This is a genomic window from Enterobacter sp. A103 (genome assembly GCF_034427535.1).
Taxonomy (GTDB): domain Bacteria; phylum Pseudomonadota; class Gammaproteobacteria; order Enterobacterales; family Enterobacteriaceae; genus Enterobacter; species Enterobacter asburiae_B.
Window position 1 is genome coordinate 149766 of the sequence record NZ_JAXQPQ010000005.1, and the last position, 20818, is coordinate 170583.

Here is a 20818-nt window from a genome sequence, read left to right on the forward strand (position 1 = left end):
GTTAGCCTCTGGCTCCGTATTTCTTCTTCCACAGGACAACCAGTGAGCCAATCAGGCCGAAGACCAGCAGAACCACAGGCAGCAGCATCAGGCAGGACATCAGCTGGTCTTCATATTTCATAAAGACCGGCGTTTTACCCAGCGCATAGCCCAGCGTCGTCAAAATAAGCACCCATAGCAGGCCGCTCATCCAATTAAAGAACTGGAAGCGCGCGCTGCTCAACCCTGACAGACCGGCAATGGTCGGCAGCAGGGTGCGAACAAAGGCGATAAAGCGGCCAATCAGCAGCGCGGAAAGCCCGTGCTTGTGGAACAGGTGGTGCGCCCGCTGGTGATAATGCGCGGGAAGATGAGAGAGCCAGTTCTGGACGATCCGGGTATTGCCCAGCCATCTTCCCTGGATATAGCTCACCCAGCAGCCGAGACTGGCCGCAACGGTCAGTAATAAAATGGTGTGTGGAAACGCCATCGCCCCTTTGGCACACAGCACGCCGACAAGCACCAGCAAACTGTCACCGGGCAGGAAGGCAGCGGGCAGCAAACCGTTCTCAAGGAACAGGATCATAAACAAGACGAAATAGAGCATGCCAATCATGGAAGGGTTGGCCAGCGTTTCAAAATCCTGCGCCCAGAGGGCATGCAGCAGTTGGGTCAAAAGTTCCATTCAGTGTTCCTGGAAATCGGTTAACGTCACGCCTGTTATCCGGGACAAACAGCACGGCGACATTGTTGTGATTTCATTATGGTCGCTCGCGGACACATTGCGGTGTGGCCAACACTGTTCCCTGTTAATTGGCTGGTTAGCAAGCACTAACTTACAAAATAAGGAATTGAATCCAATTGTAACAAAGCCCAACGTTCTGCGTCACAGAATTTGCAGGGGTGAGTTGATTTTGGCGTAAGCCCAGGAAGTGAGCGAGGGGATTTACAAAGGCTGACACTATATATGTTTTGCTTACTCCTGTAAGCCGGAAGGCGCAACGTAGCGCCTGCCAGCAGAAAGGTCATCTATTTTGCGGCACTGGAAGCCGTATCGAGATGAACAACCGGATTATCGGCAAAAAGATAGCGGTCAGCGTTAAATTCAAAGTCATCGCTGGTTTCGTTGAACAGCATCTGCTTGGTGTTTTCCAGGTGTTGCCACATCGCCAGCTTGGCAGCATGCGGATCTTTACGAATCAGCGCCTTAAGGATTTGGTCGTGATCGTCGCACCAGTTGTCGACGGTACGGGAATCGATATGGTCGTGCAGTTTTTTCCAGTACGGGTTGTGAACGCGCTGAGTCCACATTTTTTCAACGATTGCCGCCAGGGCCGTATTTTGGGTTGCCAGGGCGACCTGAACGTGGAACTGCAGATCCCACTCTGAATCGCGGAAACATTTCTCCTTACGGGCATTCTCCTGGATCTCCATCAGCTTCATGATGTCCTGCTTGGTCACCTGCGTCGCCGCAAACTCAGCAATATTGCTTTCGATCAGCTGGCGAGCCTGGAGCAGCTCAAACGGACCATAGCTGGCGAATTCCAGACTTTCGTCCGCGACGGGAGAGTGTTTCGGCAGATTAGAAATCACGTGAATGCCGGAGCCTTTGCGTACCTCAACGTAGCCTTCCACTTCCAGCATGATAATCGCTTCACGCACCACCGTGCGGCTGACGCTTTTTTCATCCGCGATAAAGCGCTCGGCGGGCAGTTTATCACCGACAAGGTAGACCCCTTGCTCGATGCGATCTTTCAGCTCCGCAGCAAGTTGTTGATATAAACGACGTGGTTCGGTGATTTCCATATGCGCTCCAGGCAGGGTACGGCAGATGATTTGTTATACCACTTTTGCGTGCCACTCTCCAGATTATGCCATTAAAAAAGCCGCCCGGAGGCGGCTTCGGCGAAACGCATTTTCGCTAACTCTGCGTCGCCGGTTTCCCGAGGGACTCTTTCGCCAGCTCCTCTGCGGATTTGCTTTTCAGCACCGTCCAGATAACCACCGCACCCATCAGGTCGAAGATCGCCAGCACCGCGAACAGCGGGCTGAAGCCGATGGTATCCGCCAGCGCGCCGACCACCAGTGCAAACATGGTGCTCGCGGTCCAGGCGGCCATGCCGGTCAGGCCGTTGGCGGTTGCCACTTCGTTACGGCCGAAGACGTCAGACGAGAGCGTAATCAGCGCGCCGGACAGGGACTGGTGCGCAAAGCCACCGATGCACAGCAGGGCAATGGCAACGTACGGGCTGGTGAACAGGCCGATCATGCCTGGGCCGATCATCAGCAGCGCGCCCATGGTCACCACCATCTTACGGGAAACGATCAGGTTCACGCCAAACCAGCGCTGGAACAGCGGTGGCAGGTAGCCGCCCACGATACAGCCCAGGTCAGCGAACAGCATGGGCATCCAGGCGAACATCGCGATCTCTTTCAGGTTAAAGCCGTAGACTTTAAACATGAACAGGGGGATCCACGCGTTAAAGGTACCCCAGGCCGGTTCAGCCAGGAAACGCGGCAGGGCGATGCCCCAGAACTGACGGGTGCCCAGGATCTGCCAGACGGTCATTTTTTTGCCGTTGTTGGTCTGATGCTGCGCTTCCTGACCGCCAATGATGTATTCACGTTCTTCTTCGGAGAGTTTTTTCTGATCGCGCGGGTGTTTGTAGAAAATCAGCCACGCCATCGCCCAGGCGAAGCTCAGCACGCCTGAGATGATGAACGCCATCTGCCAGCTGTGCATCACGATGGCCCACACCACCAGCGGCGGCGCTATCATCGCCCCAATGGACGAGCCCACGTTGAAGTAGCCGACCGCAATGGAACGCTCTTTCGCCGGGAACCACTCGGAGCTGGCCTTCAGGCCCGCCGGGATCATCGCGGCTTCAGCCGCACCGACCGCACCGCGCGCCAGCGCCAGTCCACCCCAGCTGCCTGCCAGCGCGGTTGCACCGCAGAACACCGCCCAGGCGATGGCGAAGAAGGCATAACCGATTTTGGTACCGAGAATATCCAGCACGTAGCCCGCAACAGGCTGCATGATGGTATACGCCGCGGAATAGGCGGCAATGATGTAGGAGTATTGCTGCGTGGAGATATGCAGCTCTTCCATCAACGTTGGCGCTGCTGCTGCCACGGTGTTACGCGTCAGGTAGCCCAGCACGGTGCCTAACGTCACCAGTGCGATCATATACCAACGTAACCCTTTAATTTTACGCATCTAAAACCTCATCGTTATGTTATTTCCGCGCCAGAGCACGGCAACCTCTCAACCGTTTCCGGGAGCAGTTGTGTAACGGGAGGGGCGTAACCAGGAGCATGTCCCGGAACGGCCCGAACCTTGCCATAAGTAAGCGTGCATAAGTCGGTATCCGTACCGTTAAACCCGATGTCTCTCACACCGGTAATGCATTCCGTCGGCTGAGTGTTTGCGACGGCGAAAAGATAACTTGTCATACAACTTTAAAAGGTGAGTGACATCACAAATGTATGATTCTTTGTGGGGACATTAATCGTCGCGCGCAAAGCCAGTATTGGCGCGGCCTGCAGAAGGGTTTGCTTCATTGAGGGTAATTTATTTGTTGGCGTTTATTGATCTCACTCACGAAAAAAGCTTCGGTTGGTGGAAATTGGTGTGATAACTTTGCAGCATATGAACATACGCTTTCTGCGCTCCCGTAATGAGGAAGACGATAATGACGCCGTTTATGACCGAAGATTTTCTGTTAGATACCGAATTTGCTCGCCGCCTGTACCACGACTACGCAAAAGACCAGCCGATTTTCGACTACCACTGCCATTTACCGCCGCAGCAGGTTGCCGAAAATTATCGCTTCAAAAACCTGTATGACATCTGGCTGAAGGGTGACCACTATAAATGGCGTGCCATGCGCACCAACGGCGTGGCGGAGCGCCTGTGTACCGGCGATGCGACCGACCGCGAGAAGTTTGACGCCTGGGCGGCAACCGTTCCGCACACCATCGGCAACCCGCTCTACCACTGGACCCATCTTGAACTCCGCCGTCCGTTTGGCATCACCGGCAAGCTGCTTTCCCCAACGACCGCGGATGAAATATGGGATCGCTGCAACGCGCTGCTGGCGCAGGATAACTTTTCCGCGCGCGGCATCATGAAGCAGATGAACGTGAAGATGGTGGGCACCACCGACGATCCGATCGACTCCCTGGAGCATCATGCCGTTGTCGCGAAAGACACCTCTTTTGATATCAAAGTGCTGCCAAGCTGGCGCCCGGACAAAGCCTTCAACATTGAGCAGGCCACCTTCACCGACTACATGGCGAAGCTGGCGGAAGTGTCGGATACCGACATCCGTCGTTTCGCTGACCTGCAAACCGCGCTGACCAAACGTCTGGATCACTTCGCGGCGCACGGCTGCAAAGTGTCTGACCACGCGCTGGACGTAGTGCTGTTTGCGGAATCAAACGAAGCCGAGCTGGACAGCATTCTGGCGCGTCGTCTCTCTGGCGAAGGCTTAAGCGAGCACGACGTGGCGCAGTTCAAAACGGCGGTGCTGGTATTTCTCGGTGCGGAATACGCGCGTCGCGGCTGGGTACAGCAGTACCATATCGGCGCGCTGCGCAATAATAACCAGCGCCAGTTCAAACTGCTCGGTGCTGACGTGGGCTTCGACTCCATCAACGATCGTCCGCTGGCGGAAGAGCTGTCAAAACTGCTGAGCAAACAGAACGAACAAAACCTGCTGCCTAAAACCATCCTGTACTGCCTGAACCCGCGCGATAACGAAGTGCTGGGTACCATGGTCGGCAACTTCCAGGGCGAAGGGATGCCGGGCAAGATGCAGTTCGGTTCCGGCTGGTGGTTTAACGATCAGAAAGATGGCATGGAGCGTCAGATGACGCAGCTCGCGCAGCTGGGTCTGCTGAGCCGCTTTGTCGGCATGCTGACCGACAGCCGCAGCTTCCTGTCCTATACCCGTCATGAATATTTCCGACGCATTCTGTGCCAGATGATTGGTCGCTGGGTACACGCGGGCGAAGCGCCAGCGGATATCCAGCTGCTGGGCGAAATGGTGAGAAACATCTGCTTTAACAATGCGCGTGACTACTTCGCCATTGAACTGAACTAAGGCCGTTTGAGGTTGATATGCAATACATCAAAATCCATTCGCTGGATAACGTGGCCGTCGCGCTGACGGATCTCGCTGAAGGCGACGTGGTGACCGTTGATAACCAGAGCGTCACCCTGCGTCAGGCGATCGTCCGTGGACACAAGTTTGCCCTGATCCCCATTGCGAAAGGGGAGAACGTGGTGAAGTACGGTTTGCCCATCGGCCATGCGCTGGCGGATATTGCGCCGGGTGAATACATTCACTCACACAATACCCGCACCAATCTGAGCGATCTGGACGAGTACAGCTATCAACCTGATTTACCGGCGGAAGAGCGTCAGGCGGCGGATCGTGAGGTGCAGATCTACCGTCGCGCCAGCGGCGACGTGGGGATCCGCAACGAGCTGTGGATCCTCCCGACCGTCGGCTGCGTCAACGGAATTGCGCGCCAGATCCAGACGCGCTTCCTGAAAGAGACCAACAACGCCGAAGGGACTGACGGCGTGCATCTCTTCAGCCACACCTACGGCTGTTCCCAGCTCGGTGACGACCACATTAACACCCGCACCATGCTGCAAAACATGGTGCGTCACCCGAACGCGGGCGCGGTTCTGGTGATCGGTCTGGGCTGCGAGAACAATCAGGTGGACGCCTTCCGCGACACGCTGGGCGAGTTCGATCCCGAGCGCGTGCATTTTATGGTGTGCCAGCATCAGGACGACGAAGTGGAAGCGGGCGTTGAACAGCTTCACCAGCTTTATGAGGTGATGCGCCACGACAGGCGCGAGCCGGGCAAGCTGAGCGAGCTGAAGTTTGGGCTGGAGTGCGGCGGGTCAGATGGCCTTTCCGGCATTACCGCTAACCCGATGCTGGGCCGCTTCTCGGATTACGTGATTGCCAACGGCGGCACGACGGTGTTGACCGAAGTGCCGGAAATGTTCGGCGCGGAGCGTATTCTGATGAGCCACTGCCGCGACGAAGAAACCTTTGAGAAGACCGTCACCATGGTGAACGACTTCAAACAGTACTTCATCGCCCACAATCAGCCGATTTACGAGAACCCGTCGCCGGGCAACAAAGCGGGCGGGATCACCACGCTGGAAGAGAAATCCCTCGGCTGCACCCAGAAAGCGGGCGCGAGCCAGGTGGTTGACGTGCTGCGCTACGGCGAGCGCCTGAAAACGCACGGTCTGAACCTGCTGAGCGCACCGGGCAACGATGCGGTCGCCACCAGCGCGCTGGCGGGTGCCGGCTGCCATATGGTGCTGTTCAGTACCGGTCGCGGTACGCCGTACGGTGGTTTTGTGCCGACGGTGAAAATCGCTACCAACAGCGAGCTGGCGGCAAAGAAAAAGCACTGGATCGACTTTGATGCGGGCCAGCTGATTCATGGGAAAGCCATGCCGCAGCTGCTGACGGAGTTCGTGGACGCTATCGTGGAATTTGCTAACGGCAGGCAGACCTGTAACGAGAAGAACGACTTCCGCGAGCTGGCGATCTTTAAGAGTGGTGTGACGCTTTAATCGGTGCGGCCTGATGCCCTCACCCTGACCCTCTCCCACGGGGAGAGGGGACAAACACTAAAAACGGCAACCTCAAGGTTGCCGTTTTGCTGTTAACCTCGCAGGGCGTTCTTCGCTAAACGCGCGTCTTCCGCCTGACAGGCCGCTGCGGTAAACAGCACGTCGGTAGAGGAGTTCAGCGCGGTTTCGCAGGAGTCTTGCAGCACGCCGATGATAAAGCCGACGGCCACAACCTGCATCGCAATCTCGTTCGGGATGCCGAACATATTACACGCCAGCGGGATCAGCAGCAGCGAACCGCCCGCTACGCCGGATGCGCCACAGGCGCACAGTGACGCCACCACGCTCAGCAGCAATGCGGTTGGCAGATCCACCGGAATGCCCAGCGTATGCACCGCCGCCAGGGTCAGCACGGTAATGGTGATTGCCGCGCCCGCCATGTTCACGGTTGCGCCCAACGGGATCGACACGGAATAGGTATCGCGGTCCAGGTTCAGCTTCTCCGCCAGCGCCATGTTAACCGGAATGTTCGCCGCAGAGCTGCGGGTGAAGAAGGCATACACTCCGCTCTCGCGCAGGCAGGTCAGCACCAGCGGATACGGGTTGCGGCGGATCTGCCAGAACACCAGCAGCGGGTTGATCACCAGCGCCACCAGCAGCATACAGCCGACCAGAACAACCAGCAGCTGCGCGTAGCCCCACAGCGCGTCGAAGCCGGTGGTTGCAAGCGTAGAGGAGACCAGCCCGAAAATACCGATTGGCGCAAAGCGAATCACCAGCTTCACCATAAAGGTCACGGCGTTGGACAGATCGTTGACCAGGTTTTTCGTGGTGTCGTTACCGTGACGCAGCGCGAAGCCCAGGCCAATCGCCCAGACCAGGATGCCAATGTAGTTTCCGCTCATCAGCGCGGTGATGGGGTTAGAAACCATGCTCATCAGCAGTCCGCGAAGCACTTCGACAATGCCGGATGGCGGCGTGATGTCACCGGCCGCGCTGGTCAGGTGTAGCGTGGACGGGAACAGGAAGCTAAACACCACGGCCGTTAAGGCAGCCGAGAAGGTTCCCAGCAGATACAGGAACAGAATGGGGCGAATGTTGGTTTTTTGTCCGTGCTGGTGGTTGGCAATTGACGCCATGACCAGCATCAGAACCAGTACCGGTGCGACGGCCTTCAGTGCGCCAACGAAAAGGGTCCCGAGCAGCCCCGTAGCCTCCGCAGCAGGTTTTGACACCATCGCCAGCAGAATACCCAGCACCAGCCCGACCAGAATTTGTTTAACGAGGCTGCCCTGCGCCAGGCGCGCGAACAGTCCGCTTGATTGTGTGCTCATACGTATTTCCTGAGTGAAATTGCGTTCCATCCCGGATGTGCTCTTAGTCACATTTATGTCCGGATGTAAGTAAATGTTTGCCTGGTCGAGTATAGGGAATGCGCGAAAGGAAGGAAGCGTAAAATGCTGGATTTTACGTGTTGCATCATATTTTTTAACTACTGCGTTACAAAAGTGTGTTCACCCTCTCCCTGTGGGAGAGGGCCGGGGTGAGGGGGATTACTCCACCTGCTGCTTCTTATCGTGCTGGCGGTTAACCCAGGTATTGATAATCAGCGTCACGATCAGAATGCCAAACACCACGCCGAGCGAAATGGCGATCGGGATATGGTAGAAATCGACGATCAGCATCTTGATGCCGATAAACACCAGGATCACCGACAGACCGTACTTCAGCATCGAGAAGCGCTCCGCCGCGCCCGCCAGCAGGAAGTACATCGCACGCAGGCCGAGAATGGCGAACAGGTTAGACGTCAGGACGATGAACGGGTCGGTGGTCACTGCGAAGATCGCCGGAATGCTGTCCACCGCGAAAATCACGTCGCTCAGCTCAACCAGAATCAGTACCAGCAGCAGCGGGGTGGCGAACAGCAGGCCGTTCTTGCGCACGAAGAAGTGCTCGCTCTCGATCTTGTCGGTCATGCGCAGATGCCCACGGATCCACTTCACCAGCGGGCGATCGCCAATCGCGGAGCCGTCTTCTTTCGCCAGCGCCATTTTGACCCCTGTGAACAGCAGGAACGCGCCGAAGACGTACAGCAGCCATTCGAACTGGGTAATCAGCCAGCTGCCGGCGAAGATCATGATGGTACGCAGGATAATCGCGCCCAGCACGCCGTAGACCAGCACGCGTCGCTGCAGGGCAGCAGGCACGGCAAAGTAGCTGAACAGCATCAGCCAGACGAAGACGTTATCAACCGCCAGGGCTTTTTCAATCAGATAACCGGTGAGGAAGGCGAGCGCCTGAGGGTCGGCCACCGCGCGGCCTTCGGTCGAGGCCAGGTACCACCAGAAGGCGGCACAGAACAGCAGGGAGAGGGTGACCCACACCAGAGACCAGGCCGCAGCCTGTTTGATGCTCATGCCGTGTGCGCCGCGACGCCCCTGCAAAAAGAGGTCGATCGCCAGCATGATGAGCACGACAACCGCGAATCCGCCCCACAACATTGGAGTGCCGACAGAATGCATACTATTTTCCTTACACATAAAAAACAAAAACGGCCATGGTCAGAAGACGATAGCCGTTAGCTTTTTATGCATAGACCTCGCCTTCCGGCAAGGTCTCACTTACAACCACGAAGGTTGCCCGGCGACCGGATGCGTGTTTAACGCATCGTAATGACGATCTACCGGCGAAGAAGTTACTCCCCTTTGCAGGTAACAAAATATGTCAGACCATTGGTTTCGTCAATGGTCTGCGCCGTTTCATTACACAGCTTTACGCGATCGCTTCCGCGCTCACGCCGTCTGCCGGGAATACCACGCCGGTCTGGCGACGGATCTCCGTTTGCAGCTTCGCCGTGGTGCGGCTCACCGCGAGGCCGGGGTGATTCACTTCGTTGTCTTCCACCAGACGGGCGAAGACCTCTGCCTCATAGAGCATAGTGTTAATATGCTGAGGCTGCGTCAGCTCCTGCGCTTTGCCGCCGCGCGGCACAAAGCTCACTTTCTGGCACTCGGAGATCTTCTCGATAACCAGCGAGCCCGCTTCGCCCTGAATTTCGCTCGGCAGCACGGAATCGCTGACTTTGGAGTGCTGTAGCGTGACGCTGAAATCACCGTAATCCAGCACCGCAACACCGTGCGCATCCACGCCGCTCTCCAGCAGGCTGGCGGTGGCGCTGACGCAGTGCGGTTCGCCCCACAGGGCCACGGCAGAGGCCAGGCAGTAGAAACCGATATCCATAATCGAGCCGTTCGAAAACGCCGGGTTAAAGGTGTTCGGGTTCTCGCCGTCCAGATAGCGCTGATAGCGCGACGAGTACTGGCAGTAGTTGATAAAGGCTTTACGCACTTTGCCAATTTTCGGCAGGGACTGCTGCAGCAGCAGGAAATTCGGCAGGCTGGCGGTTTTGAACGCTTCGAATAGCACCACCTGGTTTTCGCGGGCAAGCGCAATGGCCGCTTCCACTTCCTCAATATTTGACGCCAGCGGCTTCTCGCAAATCACATGCTTTTTATGGCTGAGGAACAGCTTCGTTTGCGGGAAGTGCAGGGAGTTCGGGCTGGCGATATACACCGCATCAATGGCGTCGCTTTGCGCCATGTCATCAAGCGAAGTGAAGAGATGCTCAACGAGGTAGTCGTTGGCAAAACTCTGCGCCTGCTCAAGGCTGCGGGAATAGACTGCGGTAAGTTTGAGTTTGCCGGTTTCGTGGGCGGCGTCGACGAACTGGCGCGTGATCCAGTTCGTACCAATGACTGCGAAACGTATCATAAACGTTTACGTACTCCGTAGCGGGGAACCTTTAGCCACTGTAGCACGTCATCATGACAATTCGCGTGCGCTATTCCGCATTACCATTTAACGATAAATGCGTAAGCCACAGGCGGGTATCAAACTCCAGCTGGTGGTACTGCGGCTCCATGTGGCAGCAAAGTGAATAGAACGCTTTGTCGTGCTCTTTCTCCTTCAGGTGCGCCAGCTCGTGGACGACGATCATCCGCAGAAAGGCTTCCGGCGCGTTACGGAAAACCGTCGCGACGCGGATTTCGGCCTTCGCTTTCAGCTTGCCGCCCTGTACGCGGGAGATGGCGGTGTGCAGGCCGAGCGCGTTTTTCAGCACGTGGATCTTGTTGTCGTACATCACCTTGTTGATCGGCGGCGCGCTCTTCAGATACCGGCTTTTCAGATCCTGCGTATACTGCCAGAGGGCCTTATCGGTCGCGAAATCGTGCGTGCCTGGATAGCGTTTTTCCAGCACCGCGCCGAGCTTCTGCTCGGCAATCAGGCTGCGAACCTGAGTCAGTAAATGCTCCGGATAGCCCTGGAGATAAGTAAGTTGGTTCATCAAAAGCCCAAATTAATGCGAAAACGGGTATACTCACGCACCCTTTTCAGGGATACGCCAAATTTTACCATTCAGGAGGGCCGATGAGCCACTTAGACAACGGTTTCCGTTCACTCAACCTTAAACGTTTCCCGGAAACGGACGACGTTAACCCGCTCATGGCGTGGGAAGCGGCGGATGAATATCTGCTGCAGCAGTTGGATGAGACTGAAATCCGCGGCCCGGTTTTGATCCTGAATGACGCCTTTGGCGCGCTGGGCTGCGCCCTGGCGGAGCACACGCCATACAGCATCGGCGATTCCTACCTGAGCGAGCTGGCGACGCGTGAAAACCTGCGTCATAACGACATCGCAGAGTCCAGCGTGAAGTTCCTCGACAGCACCGCGGACTACCCGCAGGCGCCGGGCGTGGTGCTGATCAAAGTGCCAAAAACCATGGCGCTGCTGGAGCAACAGCTGCGCGCGCTGCGTAAGGTCGTGACGCCGGAAACGCGCATCATCGCGGGCGCTAAAGCGCGCGATATTCACACCTCGACGCTGGAGCTGTTCGAGAAAGTCCTCGGCCCGACCACCACGACGCTGGCCTGGAAAAAAGCGCGCCTGATCAACTGCACCTTCAGCGCGCCGGAGCTGGCCGACGCGCCGGAGACCCTGAGCTGGAAGCTGGAAGGCACCGACTGGACCATCCACAACCATGCGAACGTCTTCTCACGCACCGGGCTGGATATCGGGGCGCGTTTCTTTATGGAACATCTGCCGGAAAATCTGGAAGGTGAGATTGTCGATCTGGGCTGTGGTAACGGCGTGATTGGCCTGACGCTGCTGGCGAAGAACCCGGACGCCAGCGTGGTGTTCAGCGACGAGTCGCCGATGGCGGTGGCCTCCAGCCGTCTGAACGTGGAAACCAACATGCCGGAAGCGCTGGACCGCTGCGAGTTTATGATCAACAACGCGCTGTCCGGCGTAGAGCCGTTCCGCTTCAACGCCGTGTTCTGCAACCCGCCGTTCCACCAGAAGCACGCCCTGACGGATAACGTCGCGTGGGAGATGTTCCACCACGCGCGCCGCTGCCTGAAAATCAACGGCGAGCTGTACATCGTGGCGAACCGCCACCTGGATTACTTCCACAAGCTGAAGAAGATTTTCGGCAACTGCGTCACCATTGCGACCAATAACAAGTTCGTGGTGCTGAAGGCGGTGAAGCTGGGACGTCGTCGGTAAGATTGGGGATGTGCGGCCTGATGCCCTCACCCCGGCCCTCTCCCACAGGGAGAGGGAGCAAACGCTAAAAACGGCAACTGGGTTGCCGTTTTGCTTTTACCCTGGCCGCCCGGCAATACCCTAGATCGCCAGAGCCAGCTTCGTCCCCTGCGCAATTGCCCGCCGCGCATCCAGCTCCATCGCCACGTCGCACCCGCCGATCAAATGCACCGTTTTACCGGCTTCGCGCAGCGGATCCGCCAGATCGCGCTTCGGCTCCTGCCCGGCGCATAAAATCACATGATCCACACGTAACAGCTGCGGCTCGCCGCCGATCGTGACGTGCAGACCCTCGTCGTCGATCTTCTGGTAGCCCACCGCCGGGATCATCTTCACCCCGCGCGAGAGCAGGGTGGCGCGGTGGATCCAGCCCGTGGTTTTGCCCAGCCCTTCGCCCGGCTTGCTGGCCTTGCGCTGCAGCATCACGATCTGGCGCGGGCTTTTCGGCAGCTGCGGCCCTTCCGGGCGTAGCCCGCCGGACTGGTTCAGGCTGGTGTCGATACCCCATTCCACGCAAAACTCGGCGATGTTCTGGCTGGTAGCCTCGCCCGGCTGGCTTAAGTACATGGCGGTATCAAAGCCGATCCCGCCGCAGCCGATAATCGCCACCTTCTCGCCGACCGGCGTTTTGTCACGCAATACATCCAGATAGCTCAACACCCTCGGATGATCGATACCCTCGATCGCAGGCGTGCGCGGCACGATCCCGCTCGCCAGGATCACCTCGTCGAAACCGATCAGATCCGCCGCGCTGACAAACTGATTAAGCCGCAGCTCGACGCCCGTCAGGTCGATCATCCGGCGGTAGTAGCGCAGGGTTTCATAGAACTCCTCTTTGCCGGGGATCTGTTTGGCGATATTAAACTGCCCGCCAATCTCCGCCAGCGCATCAAACAGCGTCACGCTGTGCCCGCGCGAGGCGGCATTCACCGCAAACGCCAGGCCCGCGGGGCCAGCGCCCACCACGGCCAGGCGCTTTTTACTGACCGCCGGAACGACCGGCATTTTGGTTTCATGACAGGCGCGCGGGTTAACCAGGCAAGAGGTGACCTTGCCGACGAAGATCTGATCCAGACAGGCCTGGTTACAGCCGATGCAGGTGTTGATCTCGTCCGCACGGCCGCTTTGCGCTTTGGAGAGCAGTTCGGCATCGGCCAGGAACGGGCGCGCCATCGACACCATGTCGGCGTCGCCGCGTGAAATCACATCGTCCGCTACCTGCGGATCGTTAATGCGGTTGGTGGTGACCAGTGGAACAGAGACTTTGCCTTTCAGCTTCCGTGTTACCCAGCTGAACGCCGCGCGCGGCACCGGCGTGGCGATGGTCGGGATGCGCGCCTCGTGCCAGCCAATCCCGGTGTTGATAATCGTGGCACCGGCGGCTTCAATCGCCTGCGCCAGCTGCACGGTTTCGTCGAACGTGCCGCCGCCTTCCACCAGGTCGAGCATCGACAGGCGGAAGACGATAATAAAGTCTGCGCCCGCACGTTCGCGCACCGCGCGCACCACCTCCACGGCAAAGCGCATCCGGCGGGCATAGTCGCCGCCCCATTCGTCGTCGCGCTGGTTGGTGCGGGCGGCGAGGAACTCGTTAATCAGATAGCCTTCCGAGCCCATCACCTCCACGCCGTCGTAGCCCGCCTCGCGCGCCAGCGCCGCACAGCGGGCAAAGTCGTCGATCAGCGCCAGGATCTCATCGTGGCTGAGGGCATGAGGTTTAAAGCGGTTGATTGGCGCCTGAATGGCCGACGGCGCGACCAGGTTCGGCTGATAGCTGTAGCGTCCGGTGTGCAGGATTTGCAGGGCGATTTTACCGCCCTCGCGGTGTACCGCGTCGGTCACAATGCGGTGGTGCGGCAGCTGTGACGCATCGTTCAGGACCGCGCCGCCCTCCATGCCCACGCCGGAAGGCGCCGGGGCCACGCCGCCGGTGACAATCAGCGCCACCCCGTGGCGGGCGCGCTCCGCATAGAAGGCTGCCAGACGCTCGGCCCCGTCCGGATGCTCCTCCAGCCCGGTGTGCATCGAGCCCATCAACACGCGGTTTTTGAGTGTGGTGAACCCCAGATCGAGGGGGGCGAATAACGACGGGTAGCGGCTCATAGTCTCTTCCAGTGTAAAATTATTGTTATGTGGTCGGATGAGTTACTAATTTAGCCAGCGGGAGAGGAAAGGTAAAAGCGGGATCGAATGATTGTGATAGATCTCAAAGAACTTCGCCCCTCACCCTAACCCTCTCCCCTGAGGGGAGAGGGGACTGGCTGGTGCGGTCTCAAAGAATTGGCTCGATCTGGTTTTTTCCCTCTCCCCTCAGGGGAGAGGGGCAGGGTGAGGGGTGTGGGTTTTTACTAAGCCCGGTGCCTGCCACATCGACGTCGTCAGCCCGCTGTCCACCAGCCCGAGCTGGTCCGCGTACACTGCCTGCCATTTCTGCATCATGCCGTCGTACAGCTCGCGGTGCTGCGGGTTCGGCGTGAACTCGCGGCTCCACTTCACCAGCCGCTCGCCCGTCGAGGCCATATCCGCAAACAGCCCCGCGCCCGCGCCTGCGGCAATCGCGCAGCCGAGCGCCGTCGCCTCTTTCACTTCCGGCACGCGCACCGGCAGCCCGGTGACGTCGCTTAAGATCTGGCTCCAGAGGGCACCTTTGGCCCCGCCGCCCGCAAACACCAGGCTTTCAAACGTCACGCCGGAGAAACGCGAAATCTGCGCCAGGTTACAGGCCGAAACGATCGCCGCGTTCTCCTCAAGGGCGCGGAACAGCGTCGCTTTGTTGCACTTTTCCGGGTCGATGGAGAGGTTAATAAACGACGGCGCGGCGTGGTACCACTGCTTGAAATGCATCGCGTCGGAGAAGATCGGCATCACCCCGTGTGAACCCGCCGGCACGCGGCTCGCCATCTCTTCCAGCAGGGAGTAGGTGTCCATCCCCATCCGCTCGGCAATCAGCTTTTCCTCGGCGCAGAAGGCGTCGCGGAACCAGCGCATGGTCAGCCCGGTAAAGAAGCTGATCGACTCCGCCTGCGCCATGCCGGGGATAACGTGCGGGTTCACGCGGATGTTCATCTCGGGGTCGGTACGCACCTGCGGCAGGTTCACCACCTGCTGCCAGAAGGTGCCGCCCAGCACCGCGGTTTGTCCGGCGCGAACCACGCCCAGCCCCAGGCAGCCAAGCTGCACGTCGCCGCCGCCCATCACCACCGGGGTGCCCTCGCGCAGGCCGCACTGCTGGGCGGCCTCTTTGGTAATCGCGCCCAGCACGGTGCCGGTCTCTTTCACCGGGGAGAGGATATCTGCGCGCAGCCCGGCCATGTCGAGCAGCGCCGGACGCCAGTCGCGGGAGAAGAGATCCAGCATGCCGGTGGTGCCCGCGTTAGACGGGTCGACAGCCAGCTCGCCGGAAAGCTTCGCCGCCAGCCAGTCGCTGATCATGGTGATGGTGGCGGCTTTACGGTAGATGTCAGGACGATGGTGCGCCAGCCACAGCAGGCGCGGCATGGCGCTCAGCGCCAGCGTCTGGCCTGAAACCTCATACACTTCGGATTCAAAACGATCGTCGTGGATCTCTTTGAGTTCGGACACCTCGCGGCTGGCGCGGGCGTCGACGTTGGCGCAGGCCCAGATGGCCTCGCCGTCGCGGTCGTACAGCACGATCCCTTCGCGCATCGAGCAGCAGGCGACGGACTGAATATCCGCCGCGCTCAGGCACGCACGTTCCAGCGCCTGATGAATGCACCGGCAGGCCAGCTGCCAGTTGGTCTCCAGATCGAACTCCATCGATCCCGGCACGTTCTCCACGCTCAGGTGCTTCCACTCGGCCTGGCCGACGGCAATCTGGTTGCCCAGTAAATCGAAAATCACGGCGCGAACGCTGCCTGTCCCTGCATCTAACGCTAAAAGGTAACTCATGAGCTTGCCTCGTTGTTAGCGCAGGGCGGCTCTTAGTCGGCCAGAGCCAGCACCGCGCGGGCTGTCGTCTCCTCCGTCACCAGGCCATTGATACGGCGACCCTTCAGTGCGGCATAAATCGCATCGGCTTTCTCTTCTCCTCCGGCCACGCCAACGATGGTGGGCAGCTGCGCCAGTTCATCGAGCGTGACGCCCAGCAGTTCTTTGTGGATCTCCAGCTCCTCGACGCATTCCCCTTCGGCATTGAGGAAATAACCGAGAATGTCGCCGACCGCGCCTTTGCGGGCGTACATCAGCTGTTCACCTTCGCTGATATAGCCGGAGCGCAGTATCGTCGCGTCACGGCGCTGGTTCACTGAACCAATGCCGACCACCGCCACGTCGGCGGCGGTCGCGGCGAGGATCACGTCCCGCACGCTGGTCTCGCGTTTTAAGATCCCGGCAACTTCTGCGGATGACACGCGAAGCGGGGCGGGGATCATGCTGACGCTGCAGGCCGCGTCCAGCTGGCCGATACCGGTCATGTACGGCCCGACGCCGCCGGAGAGCGTCACCAGGCGGATCTGCTGCGAGCTGATAAAGCCGCTCAGGTGCTGCAGGCAGCTCATGGTGGTTTCACCAAACCCCACCGCTAATAGCTGGCCGGGCTCCAGTACGCCCATCAGCGACTGCGCCGCGCCAATGCCCAGCCGCACGTTCATCGGCGGCGTATTTAACGCGGGCATCACGCGCACCAGCTTCAGGCCAAAGCGCTGCTGTAACTCGGTCTCCAGCGCCAGGCAGCCCTCGTAGCGGGAGTTGATCTGCACGCGGATCACCCCGGACTGTCGGCCTTTTTCCAGCAGGCGGGAGATTTTCAGGCGCGGCAGCCCGAGCCGCTCGCCGATGTCGTTCTGGGTTAATCCGTCGTGGTAGTAGCACCAGGCAACGCGCGCCACGAGCTCCTCTTCCGCCAGTGCCAGCCCGGCAAACCGTCCTTCTTCCGCAGTGCGTTTATCGCTCATAGTTGAACTCTTATAAAAATTTAGATCATATGTTCGTAATGACGCGAAGGGAAAGTGTGAGCCACGCGACAAAACGGATCTTTTAGATCGTTTCTGGTTTATCTGTATCTCAATCGATAAAACTGTGATCCCTGCACGGTTGTAAATATAGTTCACCGTCTACGCTTTTGAACATTATTAAATTTAAAAATCATTTGTTCAATAGCGGAGCGATGATGACACCACTTCTCGACGCGCGGAATATCAGCAAGCAGTTCTCAGGCGTGCCGGTCTTAAAAGGCATTGATTTCACGCTGCTTGCGGGCCAGGTGCACGCCCTGATGGGCGGAAACGGCGCGGGAAAATCGACGCTGATGAAGATCATCGCCGGGGTCGAAACGCCGGACGGCGGTGAACTTTCTGTCGAGGGGCAGTCATATGCGCGGCTCACGCCCGCTCAGGCGCACGGGTTAGGCATTTATCTGGTGCCGCAGGAGCCGCTGCTGTTCCCCAACCTGACGGTGCGGGAAAACATCCTGTTTCGCCTGCCGCGCGAACGCGATCTGGAAAAGCGCCTGGCGGAGAAGCTCCAGCAGCTCCAGTGCCAGCTTAACCTCGACGCCACTGCCAGCACCCTGGAGGTGGCGGATCAGCAGATGGTGGAGATCCTGCGCGGGCTGATGCGCAACGCCAGGATCCTGATCCTCGATGAACCCACGGCCTCCCTCACGCCGGGCGAAACCGAGCGGCTGTTCCGCCAGATCCGCGCCCTGCAGGCATTCGGCGTCGGGATTGTCTTTATCTCGCACAAGCTGCCGGAGATTCGCCAGCTGGCAAGCCACGTCTCGGTGATGCGCGACGGCGCGGTGGTGCTGAGCGGCGAAACCGCGCAGTTTGACGACAGCGCCCTGATCGCCGCCATGACGCCGGTAAGCCGGGAGAAATCCCTCAGCGATACGCAAAAGCTGTGGCTGGCGCTGCCGGGCAACCGCCGTACCCAGCCGCAGGATTTCCCGGTGCTGCGGGTGGACGATCTCACCGGAGAAGGGTTTATCGATCTTAGCCTTGAGATCTACGCCGGGGAGATCGTCGGCCTGGCCGGGCTGGTGGGATCCGGGCGCACCGAGCTTGCGGAAACGCTCTACGGCCTGCGGCCGGTACGCGGGGGCCGCATCTGGCTGGAGAATCAGGAGATCGCCGGCGAGCCGGTAAGTTCACGCCTGGAAAAAGGGCTGGTCTACCTGCCGGAAGACAGGCAGGTGTCCGGCCTGTTCCTCGATGCGCCGATCCGCTGGAACACGGTGGCGCTGAACGAGCCGTCGATTTGGCAGCAGCGCAAGCGGGAGTCTGCGGTGGTGGAGCGCTATCACCGGGCGCTGGGGATCAAGCTCAACCATGCGGATCAAACCGTGCGCACGCTCTCCGGCGGCAACCAGCAGAAGGTGCTGCTGGCGCGCTGCCTGGAGGCCAATCCTTTACTGCTGATCGTCGATGAACCGACGCGCGGGGTCGACGTCTCGGCGCGCGCCGACATCTACCAGCTGATAAAAAGCGTGGCGGCGCAGAACGTGGCGGTGCTGATGATCTCAAGCGATCTTGACGAGTTCCCGGGCCTTGCGGACCGCGTGCTGGTGATGCATCAGGGCGTGCTCAGCGGCGAGCTGCCGCGCCACGCCGTCAGCCTCGACAGGATGATGGCGCTGGCATTCGGAGGGCAGTCATGAAGACCTTACTGAAAAACCGCGAGCTGAGCGCGTTTCTCGCCATTCTGGCGCTGTTCGCCGTGCTGGTGGCGCTGAATCCGTCCTACCTGAGTTTACAGACGCTGGGGATGATTTTCGCCAGCTCGCAGATCCTGATCCTGCTGGCCATCGGTGCCGCGCTGGTGATGCTGACCCGCAATATCGACGTGTCCGTTGGCTCAACCGTCGGGCTGTCCGCCATTGCCGTCGGCGTGGCGCTGAACAGCGGCTACAGCCTGCCCGTTTCCATTCTCTTCGCGCTGTCGATAGGTGCGCTGGCCGGGGCGTTCAACGGGTTCCTGGTGGTGGGGCTGCGCATCCCGGCGATTGTCGCCACCCTCGGCACGCTGGGGCTGTACCGCGGGGCGATGCTGCTCTGGACGGGCGGAAAGTGGATTGAGGGGCTGCCGCCGGGGCTGAAATCCCTCTCTGAGCCTGCCGCCGTCGGCATTTCGCCGCTCGGCATGCTGGTGTTGATCGTCGCGGCCACAGGCGCATGGACGCTGTCGCGCACCGCGTTCGGGCGTGATTTCTACGCGGTGGGGGATAACCTCGCCGCCGCGCGCCAGCTGGGCGTGGCGGTGAACCGCACCCGCATGATCGCCTTTACCCTCAACGGCATGCTGGCGGCCTGCGCCGGGATCGTCTTTGCCGCGCAGATTGGCTTTGTGCCCAACCAGACCGGCAGCGGGCTGGAGATGAAGGCCATCGCCGCCTGCGTGCTCGGCGGTATTTCGCTGCTGGGCGGCACGGGCACGCTGATTGGCGCGCTGCTCGGCGCCTTCTTCCTGACCCAAATCGACACCGTGCTGGTGCTGTTCAGGCTCCCGGCGTGGTGGAACGACTTTATCGCCGGGCTGGTGCTGCTGGGCGTGCTGGTGCTCGACGGGCGTCTGCGCCAGGCGCTGGCGCGCCATCAGCGGGCGCTGAAGTACGGTCGCTTCCAGCCGGGTAACAAAGGGGGAAAGCACGTCACCCCGTTTCCCAAACGCAAAAAAGAGGTGGCGTAAATGAGGCTTAACTGGGAAAGCGCGCTGCTGATTTTACTGGTGCTGGAGATCCTGCTCTTTGGCGCCATCAACCCGCGCATGCTCGACGTCAACATGCTGCTGTTCAGCACCAGCGACTTTATCTGCATCGGCATCGTGGCGCTGCCGCTCACGCTGGTCATCATCAGCGGCGGGATCGACATCTCCCTCGGCTCAACCATCGGCCTGTGCTCCATCGCGCTGGGCGTGATGATGCAGGCGGGGTGGCCGATGGCGGTCGCTATTCCATTGACGCTGCTGCTCGGCCTGCTGTGCGGACTGCTGAATGCGGCGCTGATCCACTACACCGGCATTAGTCCTTTAGTCATCACCCTCGGCACGCTTTACCTCTACGGCGGCGGCGCGCTGCTGCTCTCCGGCATGGCGGGCGCGACGGGCTATGAGGGCATCGGCGGTTTCCCGGACGGCTTCACGGCGTTCGCTAACCTCACGGTGCTGGGCCTGCCGATCCCGCTGGTGCTGTTCGCGGTGATTACCGTCTTCTTCTGGCTGATTACCCACCGCGGGCGCTTTGGTCGTCATCTGTTTTTGATTGGGCAAAACCCGCGCGCGGCGCGCTATGCGGCGCTGTCGGTGAACGGCATGCCCTACGCGCTGTACGGGCTGGTGGGCGTGGCCTCGGCGATTGCCGCGCTGGTGATGGTCTCCTATTTCGGCTCCGCGCGTTCGGATCTGGGGCGCGATTTGCTGATGCCCGCGCTCACCGCCGCCGTGCTCGGCGGGGCCAATATCTACGGTGGGTCAGGTTCGGTTGTCGGTACGGCGCTGGCGGCGCTGCTGGTGGGCTACCTGCAGCAGGGTTTACAGATGGTCGGCATCCCTAACCAGGTGTCGAGTGCGCTGTCAGGGGCGCTGCTGGTTGTGGTGGTGATGGGACGTTCGCTGAGTCTGCACCGCGAGTGGGTGCGTTCTCTCTTTAGAAAACTATCCGGAGCGTAA

General features: G+C 59.6%; 16 protein-coding genes. 6 read left to right on the forward strand and 10 right to left on the reverse strand.

Going from position 1 to position 20818, the window contains the following annotated elements:
• Position 1: 1 nt before the first annotated feature.
• The 3 genes from yqjA to SPH27_RS15425 form a co-directional block, all read right to left on the reverse strand.
• Positions 2-664 (reverse strand): DedA family general envelope maintenance protein YqjA, encoded by a 663-nt coding sequence (yqjA, locus tag SPH27_RS15415; RefSeq protein ID WP_023309289.1) that lies wholly within the window; start codon positions 662-664, stop codon positions 2-4.
• A gap of 344 nt (positions 665-1008) precedes the next feature.
• Positions 1009-1785, reverse strand: coding sequence for a transcriptional regulator ExuR (gene exuR / locus SPH27_RS15420; protein ID WP_023309288.1), 777 nt, complete (start codon positions 1783-1785; stop codon positions 1009-1011).
• Positions 1786-1900: 115 nt separating this feature from the next.
• Positions 1901-3199, reverse strand: coding sequence for an MFS transporter (locus SPH27_RS15425; RefSeq protein WP_023333537.1), 1299 nt, complete (start codon positions 3197-3199; stop codon positions 1901-1903).
• 475 nt (positions 3200-3674) lie between these two features.
• Here SPH27_RS15425 and uxaC point away from each other — a divergent pair, with 475 nt between their 5' ends.
• Both uxaC and SPH27_RS15435 read left to right on the forward strand, forming a co-directional pair.
• Positions 3675-5087, forward strand: a complete 1413-nt coding sequence (gene uxaC / locus SPH27_RS15430; RefSeq protein WP_182071521.1) for a glucuronate isomerase — start codon at positions 3675-3677, stop codon at positions 5085-5087.
• Positions 5088-5104: 17 nt separating this feature from the next.
• Complete coding sequence (locus SPH27_RS15435) at positions 5105-6592, forward strand: UxaA family hydrolase (protein ID WP_182071522.1); 1488 nt, start codon at positions 5105-5107, stop codon at positions 6590-6592.
• A 92-nt stretch (positions 6593-6684) separates the two neighbouring features.
• Here the strand turns inward: SPH27_RS15435 and sstT are convergent, their stop codons facing one another.
• The 4 genes from sstT to SPH27_RS15455 form a co-directional block, all read right to left on the reverse strand.
• Positions 6685-7926 carry a serine/threonine transporter SstT gene (gene sstT, locus SPH27_RS15440; RefSeq protein ID WP_087823155.1) on the reverse strand — a complete coding sequence of 414 codons (1242 nt, stop codon included), beginning with the start codon at positions 7924-7926 and terminating at the stop codon, positions 6685-6687.
• 219 nt (positions 7927-8145) lie between these two features.
• Entirely contained in the window at positions 8146-9114 is a 969-nt protein-coding gene (locus SPH27_RS15445; RefSeq protein WP_029739669.1) for a TerC family protein, read from the reverse strand.
• Between the two features lie 250 nt (positions 9115-9364).
• Entirely contained in the window at positions 9365-10363 is a 999-nt protein-coding gene (locus SPH27_RS15450) for a Gfo/Idh/MocA family protein (protein WP_182071523.1), read from the reverse strand.
• A gap of 70 nt (positions 10364-10433) precedes the next feature.
• Complete coding sequence (locus SPH27_RS15455) at positions 10434-10937, reverse strand: YgjP-like metallopeptidase domain-containing protein (RefSeq protein ID WP_023333531.1); 504 nt, start codon at positions 10935-10937, stop codon at positions 10434-10436.
• 83 nt (positions 10938-11020) lie between these two features.
• On the opposite strand from SPH27_RS15455, the gene rlmG reads away from it, so the two are divergent.
• A complete protein-coding gene (gene rlmG / locus SPH27_RS15460) occupies positions 11021-12157 on the forward strand; it encodes a 23S rRNA (guanine(1835)-N(2))-methyltransferase RlmG (RefSeq protein ID WP_182071524.1) in 1137 nt (378 codons plus the stop codon).
• Between the two features lie 120 nt (positions 12158-12277).
• On the opposite strand, the gene SPH27_RS15465 is transcribed toward rlmG, so the two are convergent.
• The 3 genes from SPH27_RS15465 to lsrR form a co-directional block, all read right to left on the reverse strand.
• Entirely contained in the window at positions 12278-14299 is a 2022-nt protein-coding gene (locus SPH27_RS15465; RefSeq protein ID WP_182071525.1) for an NADPH-dependent 2,4-dienoyl-CoA reductase, read from the reverse strand.
• Between the two features lie 207 nt (positions 14300-14506).
• Positions 14507-16105: an autoinducer-2 kinase gene (gene lsrK, locus SPH27_RS15470; protein ID WP_182071526.1), complete on the reverse strand. Its 1599-nt coding sequence runs from the start codon at positions 16103-16105 to the stop codon at positions 14507-14509.
• Positions 16106-16137: 32 nt separating this feature from the next.
• Complete coding sequence (gene lsrR, locus SPH27_RS15475) at positions 16138-17109, reverse strand: transcriptional regulator LsrR (protein WP_039260477.1); 972 nt, start codon at positions 17107-17109, stop codon at positions 16138-16140.
• A 215-nt stretch (positions 17110-17324) separates the two neighbouring features.
• Between lsrR and lsrA the strand changes: the two genes are divergently transcribed.
• From lsrA to lsrD, 3 genes are read left to right on the forward strand one after another with little or no spacing between them, the layout of a single operon-like run.
• Positions 17325-18812, forward strand: coding sequence for an autoinducer 2 ABC transporter ATP-binding protein LsrA (lsrA, locus tag SPH27_RS15480; RefSeq protein ID WP_182071537.1), 1488 nt, complete (start codon positions 17325-17327; stop codon positions 18810-18812).
• Positions 18809-19840 (forward strand): autoinducer 2 ABC transporter permease LsrC, encoded by a 1032-nt coding sequence (gene lsrC, locus SPH27_RS15485; RefSeq protein ID WP_064673347.1) that lies wholly within the window; start codon positions 18809-18811, stop codon positions 19838-19840. The genes lsrA and lsrC overlap by 4 nt, the downstream gene beginning before the upstream one ends.
• Positions 19841-20818 (forward strand): autoinducer 2 ABC transporter permease LsrD, encoded by a 978-nt coding sequence (lsrD, locus tag SPH27_RS15490; protein ID WP_182071527.1) that lies wholly within the window; start codon positions 19841-19843, stop codon positions 20816-20818. It begins immediately after the preceding gene.

What these genes read in the sequence shown, in the direction of transcription:
- yqjA (WP_023309289.1), bottom strand. Translation starts at nt 664, where the DNA reads ATGGAACTTTTGACCCAACTGCTGCATGCCCTCTGGGCGCAGGATTTT.
- exuR (WP_023309288.1), bottom strand. Translation starts at nt 1,785, where the DNA reads ATGGAAATCACCGAACCACGTCGTTTATATCAACAACTTGCTGCGGAG.
- SPH27_RS15425 (WP_023333537.1), bottom strand. Translation starts at nt 3,199, where the DNA reads ATGCGTAAAATTAAAGGGTTACGTTGGTATATGATCGCACTGGTGACG.
- uxaC (WP_182071521.1), top strand. Translation starts at nt 3,675, where the DNA reads ATGACGCCGTTTATGACCGAAGATTTTCTGTTAGATACCGAATTTGCT.
- SPH27_RS15435 (WP_182071522.1), top strand. Translation starts at nt 5,105, where the DNA reads ATGCAATACATCAAAATCCATTCGCTGGATAACGTGGCCGTCGCGCTG.
- sstT (WP_087823155.1), bottom strand. Translation starts at nt 7,926, where the DNA reads ATGAGCACACAATCAAGCGGACTGTTCGCGCGCCTGGCGCAGGGCAGC.
- SPH27_RS15445 (WP_029739669.1), bottom strand. Translation starts at nt 9,114, where the DNA reads ATGCATTCTGTCGGCACTCCAATGTTGTGGGGCGGATTCGCGGTTGTC.
- SPH27_RS15450 (WP_182071523.1), bottom strand. Translation starts at nt 10,363, where the DNA reads ATGATACGTTTCGCAGTCATTGGTACGAACTGGATCACGCGCCAGTTC.
- SPH27_RS15455 (WP_023333531.1), bottom strand. Translation starts at nt 10,937, where the DNA reads ATGAACCAACTTACTTATCTCCAGGGCTATCCGGAGCATTTACTGACT.
- rlmG (WP_182071524.1), top strand. Translation starts at nt 11,021, where the DNA reads ATGAGCCACTTAGACAACGGTTTCCGTTCACTCAACCTTAAACGTTTC.
- SPH27_RS15465 (WP_182071525.1), bottom strand. Translation starts at nt 14,299, where the DNA reads ATGAGCCGCTACCCGTCGTTATTCGCCCCCCTCGATCTGGGGTTCACC.
- lsrK (WP_182071526.1), bottom strand. Translation starts at nt 16,105, where the DNA reads ATGAGTTACCTTTTAGCGTTAGATGCAGGGACAGGCAGCGTTCGCGCC.
- lsrR (WP_039260477.1), bottom strand. Translation starts at nt 17,109, where the DNA reads ATGAGCGATAAACGCACTGCGGAAGAAGGACGGTTTGCCGGGCTGGCA.
- lsrA (WP_182071537.1), top strand. Translation starts at nt 17,325, where the DNA reads ATGACACCACTTCTCGACGCGCGGAATATCAGCAAGCAGTTCTCAGGC.
- lsrC (WP_064673347.1), top strand. Translation starts at nt 18,809, where the DNA reads ATGAAGACCTTACTGAAAAACCGCGAGCTGAGCGCGTTTCTCGCCATT.
- lsrD (WP_182071527.1), top strand. Translation starts at nt 19,841, where the DNA reads ATGAGGCTTAACTGGGAAAGCGCGCTGCTGATTTTACTGGTGCTGGAG.